Origin of the sequence: Dehalobacter sp. DCA (assembly GCF_000305775.1) — a bacterium.
GTDB lineage: Bacteria > Bacillota > Desulfitobacteriia > Desulfitobacteriales > Syntrophobotulaceae > Dehalobacter > Dehalobacter alkaniphilus.
In genome coordinates this window covers 2,450,560-2,463,996 of record NC_018866.1, presented here as the reverse complement: position 1 = coordinate 2,463,996, position 13,437 = coordinate 2,450,560, and the positions used below count along the sequence as shown (strand labels likewise).

At 42.1% G+C, this 13,437-nt stretch carries 14 protein-coding genes; 11 read left to right on the top strand and 3 right to left on the bottom strand.

From position 1 onward, the window contains the following. Window positions 1-41: 41 nt before the first annotated feature. Complete coding sequence (locus DHBDCA_RS11865; RefSeq protein ID WP_015044454.1) at window positions 42-1,463, bottom strand: hypothetical protein; 1,422 nt, start codon at window positions 1,461-1,463, stop codon at window positions 42-44. Between the two features lie 215 nt (window positions 1,464-1,678). Between DHBDCA_RS11865 and DHBDCA_RS11860 the strand changes: the two genes are divergently transcribed. Beyond that, the gene (locus DHBDCA_RS11860; RefSeq protein WP_242824906.1) at window positions 1,679-2,923 is read left to right on the top strand and encodes a DUF5050 domain-containing protein; all 1,245 of its coding nucleotides are present in this window, start codon (window positions 1,679-1,681) and stop codon (window positions 2,921-2,923) included. Between the two features lie 22 nt (window positions 2,924-2,945). Here DHBDCA_RS11860 and DHBDCA_RS11855 read toward each other — a convergent pair whose 3' ends face one another. Beyond that, on the bottom strand, window positions 2,946-3,191 hold the full coding sequence (locus DHBDCA_RS11855) for a hypothetical protein (RefSeq protein ID WP_015044452.1): 246 nt from the start codon (window positions 3,189-3,191) through the stop codon (window positions 2,946-2,948). 469 nt (window positions 3,192-3,660) lie between these two features. Between DHBDCA_RS11855 and DHBDCA_RS11850 the strand changes: the two genes are divergently transcribed. The 10 genes from DHBDCA_RS11850 to DHBDCA_RS11805 all read left to right on the top strand — a co-directional run bounded on the left by DHBDCA_RS11850 (window position 3,661) and on the right by DHBDCA_RS11805 (window position 12,724). Further along, on the top strand, window positions 3,661-4,260 hold the full coding sequence (locus DHBDCA_RS11850) for a GTP-binding protein (protein ID WP_034379144.1): 600 nt from the start codon (window positions 3,661-3,663) through the stop codon (window positions 4,258-4,260). Further along, window positions 4,253-4,654: a hypothetical protein gene (locus tag DHBDCA_RS11845; protein WP_015044450.1), complete on the top strand. Its 402-nt coding sequence runs from the start codon at window positions 4,253-4,255 to the stop codon at window positions 4,652-4,654. Before DHBDCA_RS11850 ends, DHBDCA_RS11845 begins: the two co-directional genes overlap by 8 nt. Window positions 4,655-4,692: 38 nt before the next feature. Continuing rightward, window positions 4,693-4,992, top strand: coding sequence for a DUF1292 domain-containing protein (locus tag DHBDCA_RS11840; protein WP_015044449.1), 300 nt, complete (start codon window positions 4,693-4,695; stop codon window positions 4,990-4,992). Window positions 4,993-5,040: 48 nt separating this feature from the next. Further along, entirely contained in the window at window positions 5,041-5,844 is an 804-nt protein-coding gene (locus DHBDCA_RS11835) for a methyltetrahydrofolate cobalamin methyltransferase (protein WP_015044448.1), read from the top strand. Between the two features lie 39 nt (window positions 5,845-5,883). Continuing rightward, window positions 5,884-6,513: a cobalamin-dependent protein gene (locus DHBDCA_RS11830; protein ID WP_015044447.1), complete on the top strand. Its 630-nt coding sequence runs from the start codon at window positions 5,884-5,886 to the stop codon at window positions 6,511-6,513. A 97-nt stretch (window positions 6,514-6,610) separates the two neighbouring features. Next, window positions 6,611-7,576: a uroporphyrinogen decarboxylase family protein gene (locus DHBDCA_RS11825; protein ID WP_015044446.1), complete on the top strand. Its 966-nt coding sequence runs from the start codon at window positions 6,611-6,613 to the stop codon at window positions 7,574-7,576. Window positions 7,577-7,893: 317 nt separating this feature from the next. Beyond that, the gene (locus tag DHBDCA_RS11820; protein ID WP_015044445.1) at window positions 7,894-9,216 is read left to right on the top strand and encodes a PocR ligand-binding domain-containing protein; all 1,323 of its coding nucleotides are present in this window, start codon (window positions 7,894-7,896) and stop codon (window positions 9,214-9,216) included. A gap of 10 nt (window positions 9,217-9,226) precedes the next feature. After that, a complete protein-coding gene (locus tag DHBDCA_RS11815; RefSeq protein WP_015044444.1) occupies window positions 9,227-9,886 on the top strand; it encodes a cobalamin B12-binding domain-containing protein in 660 nt (219 codons plus the stop codon). A gap of 152 nt (window positions 9,887-10,038) precedes the next feature. Further along, entirely contained in the window at window positions 10,039-10,869 is an 831-nt protein-coding gene (locus DHBDCA_RS11810) for a hypothetical protein (protein ID WP_242824905.1), read from the top strand. A 1,117-nt stretch (window positions 10,870-11,986) separates the two neighbouring features. Further along, entirely contained in the window at window positions 11,987-12,724 is a 738-nt protein-coding gene (locus DHBDCA_RS11805; RefSeq protein ID WP_015044442.1) for a DNA alkylation repair protein, read from the top strand. Here DHBDCA_RS11805 and DHBDCA_RS11800 read toward each other — a convergent pair. Then, window positions 12,719-13,240 (bottom strand): metal-dependent hydrolase, encoded by a 522-nt coding sequence (locus DHBDCA_RS11800; protein WP_015044441.1) that lies wholly within the window; start codon window positions 13,238-13,240, stop codon window positions 12,719-12,721. The genes DHBDCA_RS11805 and DHBDCA_RS11800 overlap by 6 nt on opposite strands. Window positions 13,241-13,437 lie beyond the last annotated feature (197 nt).

Genomic DNA, 13,437 nt, shown 5'->3' with positions numbered 1-13,437 from the left:
TCAATTCCATTCCATTCCATTCCATTCAATTTACATTCAATTCACTTTTTCCAAACTTCACACCCATCAAACGGGTTGGCTGTTCCTAAATTCAAATGTCCGTTGATGGATTTGAATAAAAGCCTTGCACCATAATTATGCTTATTTCCGAGACCGTTTAAGGTAATCGGAACCCAATGGATCCCATCCTTGGACTTATACAAGTCGAATCCTTCAAATGGATAGAGGGCGTCGCCTACAGCGAGCAGCACGCTAAGCACGATTTTAAGAAGTTCCTCAAATAACTTTGGCAGGTTTAATAATGAAGGAATGATAGCGGGGACAAGTGGTTTAAGGAGTACAGACCAGTCAAATGTGCCTAAGAAGAACTCACCATTGTATTCTTCCAGCTGCCAGCAGTATAAATTAAAGGGATTTCCCAAACCTGAGGGTTTATGGCTTAAAGCTTTGCCGCGTGTTCCCGTGGTTGGGTTGGTAGGCTTTTTCGGCTTACCCCCGATGACCAGCTGCCAATGATCCTGCGCATCAATTCGAACGACATCAAACGGTTTGAAGGCCGAGAGATTCATAGGCTGCTCTGCAAGCAGGGGGAACATGATGGCCCCGACATATAAATAATCTCTAAATATTCCTAGGGTTAAGGGAATAATATTAAGCGCATCACCGGCACCCTTGTCGATGACCAATTTCCATTCATTCATTTTCGGTTCGGCGCCTTCCGTTTTCCAAAGTTCAAATCCTTCCGCCAGATTCGTGGTAGCGGCATAGAGATGACCTTTAAAGCTCGCCATCATCATGACTTGCCCGCTTGGGTTTTTCCCTTGGATAAATAAGGGGTTGCTTGGATCTGCTGTAACCGGTTCCCATCTGCCATTTGGAAATAGAATGTCAGGTGGGATATATTCGTAAATTACAGCGGGTTGAATTGGAGAGGCCTCATCGACAGCGGACATATAGAGTTTTCCGTTGGTATGAATCACCATCGCCCTCGTTGAAGTACCTTTAAGGTTATCATTCGGTATCTCAAGCCAGTTCAATCCATCTGTCGAACGAAATGTCCTTACCTTACCCTGACAATACCCTCCCACATAAAGCGCTGTTTGACCGTTGGCATCCGTATAACGGATCATATACCGGAAACCCTGAATGATATTGGAATCATCCGGGGCTTTAAAGACCTTCTGCCAACCGGCATGGGGAAGTGCCTTGTTATAACGCCAGATTTCTGCCCGGTTATCGACAATCTTAGGTGTCAGCTCCCTCGGGATTTTGAAATCCCCGAGTATTCCAGTATTTTGGACAGCCAGGAGAATGTTATAGAGAATATTTCTTCCCGTTCCTACATAGAGATAGTCTCCCAGCTCAGCCATTGACCAGGCATAGTTGTTTTGCATGGCATTATTGGGATCTGTATCAAAACCGTTTAGGGGAGTTATTTTTTGGAAACCATATTTATTAAACACTTAATCACCCTCCCGAAAATTAGGACAGACTTTTCCTGGTACATCATATGAACATTGTCCACTTCTGACACAGAAATTTTTTTTGTTAATTCAAAACTGAACATCAACATCAGAGGTTGAAATATAAAAGGAGAGTATCAATTTACGGCGAATTTAATACGACATAAACCATATCCTGTAATTTCTGATAAAAAAACGGAAGAGGTAGGATGAGCATGTATTGGATGAAAAAAATGAAATATGGATTGGTTTGCCTTGCACTAATCCTTCTATTGGTGTCAGGCTGCGCCGCGAAACCTGGGTCTGCCACAGGTCCTGCTGGTGCTGCTGAAACATCTCCGGCAACTGAAAACACCGGCAGCCAAGGGGATACTGCGACGGGATCACAGGAGAGCGGAGCTTCGAGTAAGAATAGGGCAGCCATCTCGGATGAAAAAAGCGACAGTATGCACAAAGGCGGGTTCTTTGCCAAGAACGGCAACATCCTGATTTATTATGCCGAGCCGCAGGACGGGATTTATAGGGTCGATACCGCAAAGAATACAGTACAGCGACTGGTAAAGACCGACTCCGTGCAAAAGCTCTACTTTGACGGCACCTATGTCTACTATATGCCCTACTATTATCGGGGACGGGGTATTTATCGGGTGGACCTTGAGGGAAACACTGAAAAGATCTGTGCGAATTCTTCGCTGCAATTATGGCTGACAGATGATAAGATCTATTTTACCGATCAGATCGGTTTTGACGACATCAACCAGACCCCGCGCGGGAATTTATGTACAATGAATAAAGACGGCACCAACATCCAGATTTTGATCAGGAATGTCGGCAATTATTTTTCCATCCAGGACGAATGGATTTATTATACCCACATGAGTAACAGGGACCTTTACAGGGCGGCATTGGACGGGAGCCGCAGTGAATTGCTGGCCGAAGGGCGCACCTATATTACCGCTGCCGACAATGACTATTTGATTTATACTGATTACGAAGACGGTGAAGCGCAGCATTTACTGAATGCCCGGACCGGTGAAAATGTCATCCTGGGACAGTTTGGAGGAGGCAGCCGTTATAACGGCCAATTTTATATTGTGACCGAAGAGCGGGGTTCGGACGGTATTCCTTCTTCCGCAGGCTGGTCAGTCTTTCAGGTCGATCAAGAGACAGGTAAAGCCGTGAAACGTGCTTTCCTGGAAATGAATCGGTTTGGACTCGACGGCATGAGCTATGTGTATGGTGATTGGCTCTATTTTTACACGACGGATGGCGGGCCCACCGGTCAAAGGGGGACGTATCGGGTTAAGCTGCCTTGCGATGATTATGAAGCGGAGTATCTCGTCGACGGCTATCTTTTTTATTTGGACGGCTTTGGCTATTACATTGAGGGAGACGGGAATAGCCAGCCCGTTACTTTTGCCCGGCTCAATCTGCAAACCGGGGAGGTCACCCGATTCTGATGGGGGGAACTAAAAATAAAGGCTATAAAGCCTTTACCTTGTTATCAATGATTTTAATTTGGGCACTGTTTTCCGTCAAATCGTCCCGTATCTCTTGTATTGCTTGCCAGGACATATCTTGCTTTTCACTGACTTTATCAACTTTGTTCTCAAGTTTTTCAACTTTGTTCTCAAGTCTATCTATTTTGTCACTTAGCGTTTTATTTTCTACTCGCAAAGCTTTTTCCATTGAATTTAATTTATCCAGGATTATATCCGATTTATCCATAGGCTCCCCCTCCTGACCTTTAGCAATATCATATCACTTTCCAGTTGTTTGGACAAGAATAGTTATTTCCATAAATATTCATTTTCTGCAGTCAGATCGTCATGGCTATTGTCTTCGCATATCGAGGCAATAGCCTAATTTAGGTTTTACTCATTTCGTGTCTTTCAGTTTTTCTTATCCAACTTGTGATTCGCAGGTAGTTTTGATGTCATCAATGGATAACTCTGTGGCAGGCTTGTCACGTAGTCTTTAATAAAATAACTGAAATTTACCATTTGAGAGTATATAATAGCGTGATTTTACCAAAATAAAAAAACCGGCATCACAGCCGTGTTGACAAGGTTGGATTGTTATAAAATTATACCATTTCGTCCATATACGCTATTATTTCGTTTATATATAATGAGCACATATAGCGAAGTAATAGGTTAAATTCTTAAATAATCTGTGAGACTGGGGGGGACTTGCTATCAAAATAATTATTCTAGGCGGGTTTTTGGGTTCAGGGAAAACCAGCGTCCTCTTGCAGTTGGCACATTATCTTGTAGACAGTTCTGAAAGAATAAAAGAAACAACTGTTGCAATTATAGAAAATGAAATTGGTCAGGTTGGGATTGACGATAAAGTATTACGAAGAAATGGTTATGAAGTAAGAGATATTTTCTCAGGTTGTATCTGTTGTAGTTTAAACAACGATCTCATCACAGGCATTCAAGACATCAAGAGTAAAAATGATCCCGAATGGCTAATCATTGAGGCAACAGGCGTTGCATATCCAGGCGGTATCTCAGATTCAATTTACAATAATCTTAGGATGACAGCCCGAATCGTAACAATAGTTGATGCTAGCCGCTGGCAACGAATCCGCATTCCTTTAGAGAGATTAATTGAAGGACAACTGAGTAATGCGCAGATCATTCTTATCAATAAAACAGATCTTGTGGATGAAGAAACACTGAATATAATTGAAAATGACGTTCGAAACCTAAATGACAAAGCTGCTTTATACCGCATCAATGGGGTGAGAGAAATCGATGAGACAATATTGCAGGTGATAAGAAATGGTTAAGTTTTTCAGCAGTGCACAATTGTCTAAACGGCGAAAATATCAAATTAAAACGACAATACACGAAGGCGCATTTGCAGTTTCAGGTGAAAATACGCTTCAGCAAAAAGATGTGAATACGATAAAAAACATCATCGAAATTGAAATCAAAGCGCTAAATTCCTGGGTTTTGGACAACGGCGGTATTATCGGACATGTAAAAGGATTTCTTTCTGCCAACAATCATTCGGTGATGATTTCTTCAACAGGGGATGAAGTATACTGCCACACCAACGAATCAGCAGGTTCGGTAAATGAAGATGTACAAGTCAGTTTAGTGTTGATCGTTTTTAATGTTTCACAATTAGGACTGGAAGAACAACTGATCGCAATATTTGATCGATTTGAGGATTATTAAGAAAGCACGTGAGGGATTGGAGATGACACAAAAAGAAAATGACAGAAAATTTAAACTATACAGATGAAGAAGGCGTCCAATTTGTGATGTCAATCATAAAACGCTTTAGTTATGAAGAAAAGGACTTTGTTGTAGCAATTGAGCGAGATAAACATCATCATGAAGGAAAAGATTGCAGTTGTCATGAAAAAGGCCATACACACACTGAAAGTGAAGATTCTGAAGAAGAAGCTCTTTATGTATTTGAATGGAGTGAGGGTCCTGAAGGCGGAAAATTGGTTTCTGTAAACGATGGAACGCTTCAGCAGCTTAATTCAATTCTTAATGAATTATTTTAAGAAGTGGTTTAAGAAGTATTAGAAGAAGTAGATAGGAGAATCTCAAATATGATAATCATTGGTGAAAAAATTAATGGTGCGATTCCTTCTGTAGCGAAAGCAATCGCTGAAAAAGATGCAGGCTTTATTCGCAACCTAGCGAAAGCTCAGGCCGAGGCAGGAGCAAACTTCATTGATGTGTGTGCATCAGTGGAAAACAACCTTGAACTTGAAACCATGAAGTGGCTGATCGACTTAGTCCAAGAGGTTACGGATACGCCCATAGCAATAGACAGTCCTCATGCCCACATCTGCGTTGAAGCCATGAAGTTCTGCAAAAAGCCTGGTATTATCAATTCGGTCTCCGGCGAAGGGGATAAGATCGAAGTCGTGTTCCCCGTCATCGCTGATACTCAATGGGAGTGTGTGGCCCTCTTATGCGATGACACCGGAATTCCTAAGACATCCGAAAAGCGGATGGAAGTGTTTGGGGAGATCATGAAAAAAGCTAAAGCGTATAATATTGCCCCATCACGCTTGCACATTGATCCGTTGGTAGAAATGCTCTGTACGTCTGAAGACGGCATTAATATGGTGGTTGACGTTATCAAAGACATCAAAGCTCAGTATCCAGCCATCCATGTAACAGGGGGCTTAAGCAATATTTCATTCAATCTTCCTGCTAGAAAACTGGTCAATCAAGCATTCATCGTACTGGCAATGAATGCAGGAATGGACAGTGGAATCATTGCACCAACAAACCAAGATCTGATGGGGATGATCTATGCGACAGAAGCACTCTTAGGGAAAGACGATTACTGCATGGAATACATTGGAGCTTATCGAGACGAATTATTTGGTCAAAAAAAATAATTCTCGAATAAAATCAACGATATGAGGAGGACGAAAGTAATGTCTAAGATGGAAGAAGTAAAAGCAATGTTAGAGGCAGGAAAAGCAAAACTCGTTCCAGGATTGGTACAGGAAGCGTTGGATGAAGGAAACGATGCGCAAAGTATTCTCAAAGCAATGATTGAATCCATGGGAGTCGTTGGTGACAAATTCTCTGCTGGAGAAGTATTCATCCCTGAAATGTTGATGGCTGCTAAAGGCATGGCCAAGGGTGTTGTCGTGCTAAAACCTCTTCTCGCTGGTGGGAGTACCGCTTACTTGGGAACCTGCATTATTGGAACGGTTGAAGGTGATTTACATGATATCGGCAAAAACTTGGTGGCCATGATGATCGAAAGTGCTGGATTTGAGGTAGTCGACCTCGGCGTAGATGTCTCGGCTGCTAAGTTTATCGAAGCTATTAAAGCAAATAACAACGTCACCTTAGTCGCCTTATCGGGACTTCTAACAACCACTATGCCGGCCTTGAAAACTTCCGTTGAAGCGATTAAAGCTAGCGGATTGACAGGCTTCAAGGTCATCGTCGGTGGTGCACCTATCACACCAGAATTCGCAGCTACGACTGGGGCCGATGGCTTTGCCCCTGATGCAGGCAGTGCTGCTGTAAAAGCGGCTGAACTAGTTGGCTAAGATAAATGATCAGTATAACCTTGTATCCTATAAAAAAATTGGAGATTGTAAGACTTATATAAACTCTAAAGATTATTGATGAAAGGATGAGGTTTAAATGAATCAGAGAGAAAATTTTCAAGTAATGTTGGATGGAGGAAAGCCTGAATTTATTCCGAGTTATGTTGAGTTATACAATTTAGGCTTAATGGGAACAAATAATACTGATATGCCCTGGCAAGGGGGCGTTGATCCATTCGGTGTTAATTGGATAGCAACTAAAGAGGGTACTATTCCAGAGCCTAACAAATTTTTGTTTGATGATATTGCAGATTGGGAAAAATATGTTCACTTCCCGGACATCGATACGTTAGGCATTGAACACGTAGCTCAAATTGAATTGCCTAACTTTAATCGAGAAGAACAAATTGTGAATGTCTTTAGTGTATGTGGTTTATTTGAAAGACTGGCTGCCTTTATGGGTTTTGAAAACGCACTTTGTTCATTGATTGAAGACCCAGAGTCATGTCAAGAATTCTTTGAAGCGTTTGCCGACTACAAAATTGCATGTCACAACCGTTTTATTGATGTGTATCAGCCTGATGTGATTACCTACTTTGATGATTTAGCAACTGCGAATGGGCTATTTATGTCTCCTACTGTGTATCGTAATGTGATTAAACCTTCTCATAAAAGAATAGTTGAAGCAGTCACTTCAAGAGGTGTAATTTTTGCACAGCATACATGCGGAAAATGTCAAGAAATTATTGAAGATTATGTTGAATTGGGTGCAAGAATTTGGAATGCTGCGCAGATCAGCAATGATCTCGAAGGTATTCTGGAAAAATATAAAGGACGTCTTATTGTAGAGGGTGGGTGGGACACATCAGGTCCAGTCAGTTATATTAATGCTTCGACGGAAGCTGTAATTGCTGAGGCAGAAAGATGCGCAAAGGAATATGGACAGAAAGGTAATTATATCTTTACGCCGGTACTTATCAACGAAAATGGTAACTCCTTGATTGTAGGAGATCCACGTTTAGCACCGATGGCAGAAGCATGGCATAAGATAGATAAACTATAGGCGAATAAGATATAATTAAATTGTAAATTGGATTTTGTTATATAATAAGAGTATCAAAGTAGTGATTAGAACAGAAACTAAACCATAAAAAAATCGAGAAACCTCCTGGATGATGGAAAAATATCAATCGGGAGGTTTTTAATAAAAAAGGGGTGCTTGGCCCTCAATTGATGTCTGTCTTTTCTATCGTATTGTACATACATGAATTAATACATTGTTCACACAGAAGTTGTTTGATTTATAGCCATATTTATTTCAGCAAAACGATGATATACTCATATTGAATGAGTAAAATGTTTGTTTTACAGGTGAAGAGAATGAGCGATCAAACAAATAATCTTCAAACAAGTATATTCCGAACAAGTCAAAACAGAATCATTGACTTTGTGGATATCGGAACCTTGAAAGAAATATTGGACTCATTTACAACGACGACCAGTTTGATGGCCGATATTGTTGATGTTGAGGGCATATCTATTTTCCCAAGAAGCGGTATTAAAAAATGCTGTAGATTCTGCCGTATTATATATGGACTGAAAGATGGAAACAATAGATGCCAGAGTGCCTATAAAAGGGCAGGGAAACAGGCAGCCATGTTTGGTGAACCATACATTTTCCGCTGTCCGTCAGGTCTGATTGAATGGGCAGCACCGATCATACTGAACGGAGAGCATGTGGGAACGATTATCTGTGGTCAAGTGCTGATGTGGAAGCCGGAAGAGTTCTTTTGGATTGAACTCAGAGAAATGAACAAGTCGCTTACCACAGACTTTCAGGATCTATTTGATGCAGTGCGCGAACTTCCAATTATATCTGGTCATCAGGTTCAGGCGGCAGCTTATCTGCTCTATGTGGTTGCCAATTATATTATGAAAGCTGGGTGGGAGAATTATGAACAGATTAAGGAATTCGCCAGCCAGCAGTCAATGTATTATGCCGAAATTGAAAACAGAAAAATCCTGGAAAAACAGCTCGGCAGCAGTTCAGGCGGTTCGCTGGTTGACGAAAACGAAATAATGGTAGAGTTGTACAAAAACGAAAAATCAGCAAAAGCCTATCTTCAGGCTGTCATATTTGGGCTGAGGTATGAATCACACAACAATTTATCAGTGGTACGTGCCAAAATGACCGAATTGCTGGTAATTCTGTTACGGGTTACAAACCAGATGGGCTTGGAAATGTCAAAGTTTCTGGATATCAACAACAACTATATCGGTAAGATTTATGAAACAAATTCTGTTGAAAACCTCTGTGTTCTTGCTTCAATAGCTGTGGACGCGTACTTAGAACGCATCAAGGAAACACAAAATAAACCCTTAAACGCAAATATAAAAATGATGATCGAATATATTGAAAATGAATATATGAAAAATCTTTCATTGAAAGCTATCTCAGATTCAGTTTGCCTGAGCCCTGGTTACGCCAGTAGAATGTTTAAAAACCATATAGGCATGTCAATTATTGATTATGTATTAAAGGTTCGCATCGAGAAAGCGAAAAAACTTCTTTTGAATCCCCACTATCAAATTCAGAATATTGCTGAAAAAGTCGGCTTTTCGGACTCAGGTTATTTTACGAAGGTGTTCAAGACATCTGAGGGGATTACTCCAACCCAATTCCGAAAATGCCATAAAAGGTAAGGGGGCAGAAATGGAAAAAGTATTAGTTGAACTACAGGAAGCCATTGAAAAAGGCCAGACCCAGACAGCGATGGATAAGACAAAAGAAGCCCTCAATAACGGACTTCGAACAGATAAAATTATTGACACTGCTATCAACCCGGCGTTTAAAGATCTTGGATTAAGAATGTTTAATGGGGAAATTTATGTGACAGATGTGCTGATGTCTTCCAGAGCGGCACATGCGTCGATGTATGTGATGGAACCGATAATATCACGACACAGTGGTTCGAAAAAGGGGATTGTGGCAATTGGCACAGTTGCAGGAGATTTACATGATATCGGAAAGTCCTTAATCGTTATGGTGCTTCAGGGCAGCGGGTACACGGTTATCGACTTGGGCATTGATGTCACGGTGAAATCATTTATCGAGGCTGTCAGAAGGTATAAACCGGACGTTCTGGCGTTGTCTTCGCTTTTGACTACAACGCTGCCGGAATTAGGCTATATCATTAACGCATTAACCGAACAGGGGCTGCGTTCACAGGTTAAAGTCATCGTCGGTGGTGCACCGGTAACGACTAAATATGCAGCTAGTATAAAAGCTGATGCCTATGCAGCTAATTTATTTGAAGCGAGCGAAGCGGTAGATGATTTAGTCAACAACCGAATCGGAAGATTCCTTGTATAGCAATTTTAATAGTTCTCGCTGATAGTATGATATGAGACATTATTAATGGCTGCTTTAAGGGCGGTCGGCATTGACACTTTTTCATAATAGCCTCCGTATCTGTGGTATAATTTTATTATAATACAAATAAATGGAAAAGTCAGAGGAAAACTATGTCGATGCGCGATAAGTTCTACGACCAATTCAAACCGGTCCACCGTGTCATTGGGATAGTATTGATCCCCATCATCCTGGATCTGGCGAACTATCTGCTCTATCAGAAAATTTTCCGGACAGAATACCTGCCTGCTCATAATCTGCTAAACCTGAAGATCGGGTTTGTATCGGCACCGCCGAGTGTGCGGTTTATCCTTGAGGACTTTCCGTCTCTTCTCTTTCAGGCTAACAATGACAGCGTGTCCGGAATCGTAAACCAGTTGACCCTGTTTAATGTCTTGCTGCTTCTCAGTGCGACGCTGATCCTTAGTTTCCTTCACAGCGGCTATTTGGGTGTATTGGCCGAGTCCGGGCGCAGGCCCATGGGCTGGAAGGACTTCTTTGTGCTTGGTAATCAGTTCTGGTTGCGGTTTTTAGTCTTACAAGTCCTGGGCCTTTGGCCGCTGATCCTGATGTTGATTAACCCCGAACTGGTTTTTCTGGGGTTTATTAACGTCGTGTTTGTTTACGTCCAGTATGCGATTGTCGTCGATGAAGGGTCGATCAAAGAGAATTTTCAACGGGGAATTGGTTTTCTTCTGCAAAATTTGAAGCTGACCCTGATCATGGCCATCTACTTCGGCCTGGTCTTCTCTTTTCTGGGAATTCTCATTCATGTCCTTGCGGGTCTGGGAAGGACAGGAATCATCATCGCCATTGTATTGACCGCTTACCTGGGAGCAGTGGTCAATAAAACCGTGCTGGAAATCTATCGGGAGAAAAGCCGGGGGGAGCAAGTGAATCCGGAAATTGAGAATACGGGTAATCTTGATAGCGACAATCTTTGACCAGCGTTCTAGGCTTCAAAAATTTTACAATTAATATGTATTTTATATCGGATTTGTTATATACTATAAGAAAAGAGGAACCATGCTCTATACATGATTCCTCACAACAGCCGCTTTGAGGGCGGTTGGCATTAGTAAACGGAATAGACCGTTATACATTTGCAGGTTGGCGGTCTATTTCCTTTTATGAAATGATAGTATCAAAACGACCAAAGTCGCAAAGGAAACCATCAACATCAAAGCTTGAAATACTTCCATGGGCATCACCTCCTTTCCGGAGGAAATGCCGACCGCCCTGCACGCCATCTGTTGCAGGGCTATTATAACATATATTTACAAAATATTCCATATATTTAGAGATGGCCAAGTTCGCTCCGATCGACCCGGATGTGCATGCAGCGTATAAGCAGCGTATAAAAACAGTGAATGATTTTTTAATCAAAGCGATGTAGGAGAGAATGTAGTTTTTTTCGATATACCTTCTATTTTCGGACAACCAATAGGATGTCTACATAAGATAGTATTGGGAGACGAAAACAGAATGTAGGAGATGATTATATGTATCTTTCCGGTCTAGCATTTCTCCCTTTTCTGGTCAAGAATATTATACGAAAACCTGTAGTCGCACCGATTAATAATACGGTGGGGATAGTACCGCCCATATTAGCAGGAACGCGTCATTGGCCGCCAAGCCATAGGCCGCCTGCTTATCATCATCCGCCATGTCATCCACCTGTAAGACGGAGACGTGGTTGCTGCTGCTAGATTTTTTAAGGAAGCCCGAGGGAGAATTTCCTCGGGTGTTTTAATATAGCGATGGCGCGGGTAACCATATGAATTTTATAGCCATGATCTTACGCAGGAGATGATGTGTCTTCAAAAATTTTACAATTAGTATGTTAGTATGTGATTTAACTTAAGTATGGTATATACTATAAGCAAAGAGGAACCATGCTGATACCTGATTCCTCATAACAGCCGCTTTAGGGCGGTCTATTTCTTTTTAGTGAAGGATATTGTTGATTAGGAGAATCCTATGGAAACAAATGATATTTTTGAACAGGTGGCAAGCCGATAAATCCCAAAATAACATTCTGTTGATGAAAGGGATAACGATATGAGCGGCAAAGAAGAAGAGATACTGCGCCGGCTATTCGAGCTGCGGGATCTGAAATACAAAGAGTTTGCGTGCAAACTCATGCCGACGGTGAACCCGGAAAATGTGATCGGCGTCCGCACGCCGGATCTGCGGAAGCTCGCCAGGGAGTTTTCTAAAACGCCGGAGGCTTCGGAGTTTCTGAATATCCTGCCGCACGCGTATCATGAAGAAAATAACCTGCACGGCTTCCTGATTGAAACGATCAGGGATTATGATACTGCTATTGCTGCCGTTGACGAGTTTCTGCCGTACATAGACAACTGGGCAACTTGTGACCTCATTTCACCGAAGATATTCAAAAAGCACCTGCCCGAACTCTACGAAAAAATCAAAGTATGGCTGGTATCCGGCCGGACCTATACGGTACGATTCGGGATCGGAATGCTGATGCGCTTCTATCTCGATGACGATTTCCAGCCGGAGATGCTTGAGCTTGTGGCGGTTATCCGGTCGGACGAATACTATGTCAACATGATGATCGCCTGGTATTTCGCAACGGCATTGGCCAAGCAGTACGAAGCGGTCTTGCCGTACATACAGGAACAGCGTTTGGAGAAGTGGACGCACAACAAAGCCATCCAGAAAGCGATTGAGAGTTACCGGATCGGCGACGAAACAAAGGCATACCTGCGGACGCTGAAAACGCAAGTCTCTATGTATCCATGTGCCGGGCGGTCGAGTCACTGCTCTTTATAGTACGCCGTTTTTGAGGAAAGCCTTAGCCCTATGGTGTACAATCAATTTTCGGATGAAATACAGGATGATGATAAACCCCGTAATCTCCGGCACATAAGATGCCGGATCGGTCATTAGACTGGTCAAATCTGCTTGAAGCCATGACCCTTCTGTTGGCGCATAAAATTTCATGCCGTAAAGCGGCCAATAAAATGTCTCCGGAATCATCCACATGGCGTCAAATACGTCATGGAAAAGACAGCTTCCGGTCAACACCAACCAACCACTTTTTTGATATCTATGCCAACGATAGTATCCAATCCCCAATAAGAGAAAGATAAACAATAACGTGTGTGCAAATACTCTACCGGTATGGAAGGTTTCGGCAAACAAAAAACGGCCGATAGGTTTATCAATCAAGTCGGGCAAAATGGACCCGACAAAGACTACTCTGTAATCAATTTTGATGTTTCCTAAGGATTTTTCGACTGCTTTTGCAGCTAATCCTGTCAATCCTAAATGTCCGAAGAAAATCATATCTTGCTCCCAGATTGCAAATCACAGTTTATCGCTGGTATGGTCAGCGGTGAGGCTTCTTATTGTCGGTTACATCCTAATCGCCCGATATATTGTACCACGAAATAAAGGATCATTACCAAAATGGTATGTGTTACGGGCGCGACGCCCTGCAAAAAATGCTGAACGATAACCCGGGAAAAAAGAAAATGAGTGCT

Coding starts and splice junctions, on each gene's coding strand:
- DHBDCA_RS11860 (WP_242824906.1), top strand. CDS start 1,679: ATGTATTGGATGAAAAAAATGAAATATGGATTGGTTTGCCTTGCACTA.
- DHBDCA_RS11855 (WP_015044452.1), bottom strand. CDS start 3,191: ATGGATAAATCGGATATAATCCTGGATAAATTAAATTCAATGGAAAAA.
- DHBDCA_RS11845 (WP_015044450.1), top strand. CDS start 4,253: ATGGTTAAGTTTTTCAGCAGTGCACAATTGTCTAAACGGCGAAAATAT.
- DHBDCA_RS11840 (WP_015044449.1), top strand. CDS start 4,693: ATGACAGAAAATTTAAACTATACAGATGAAGAAGGCGTCCAATTTGTG.
- DHBDCA_RS11835 (WP_015044448.1), top strand. CDS start 5,041: ATGATAATCATTGGTGAAAAAATTAATGGTGCGATTCCTTCTGTAGCG.
- DHBDCA_RS11830 (WP_015044447.1), top strand. CDS start 5,884: ATGTCTAAGATGGAAGAAGTAAAAGCAATGTTAGAGGCAGGAAAAGCA.
- DHBDCA_RS11825 (WP_015044446.1), top strand. CDS start 6,611: ATGAATCAGAGAGAAAATTTTCAAGTAATGTTGGATGGAGGAAAGCCT.
- DHBDCA_RS11820 (WP_015044445.1), top strand. CDS start 7,894: ATGAGCGATCAAACAAATAATCTTCAAACAAGTATATTCCGAACAAGT.
- DHBDCA_RS11815 (WP_015044444.1), top strand. CDS start 9,227: ATGGAAAAAGTATTAGTTGAACTACAGGAAGCCATTGAAAAAGGCCAG.
- DHBDCA_RS11810 (WP_242824905.1), top strand. CDS start 10,039: ATGTCGATGCGCGATAAGTTCTACGACCAATTCAAACCGGTCCACCGT.
- DHBDCA_RS11805 (WP_015044442.1), top strand. CDS start 11,987: ATGAGCGGCAAAGAAGAAGAGATACTGCGCCGGCTATTCGAGCTGCGG.
- DHBDCA_RS11800 (WP_015044441.1), bottom strand. CDS start 13,240: ATGATTTTCTTCGGACATTTAGGATTGACAGGATTAGCTGCAAAAGCA.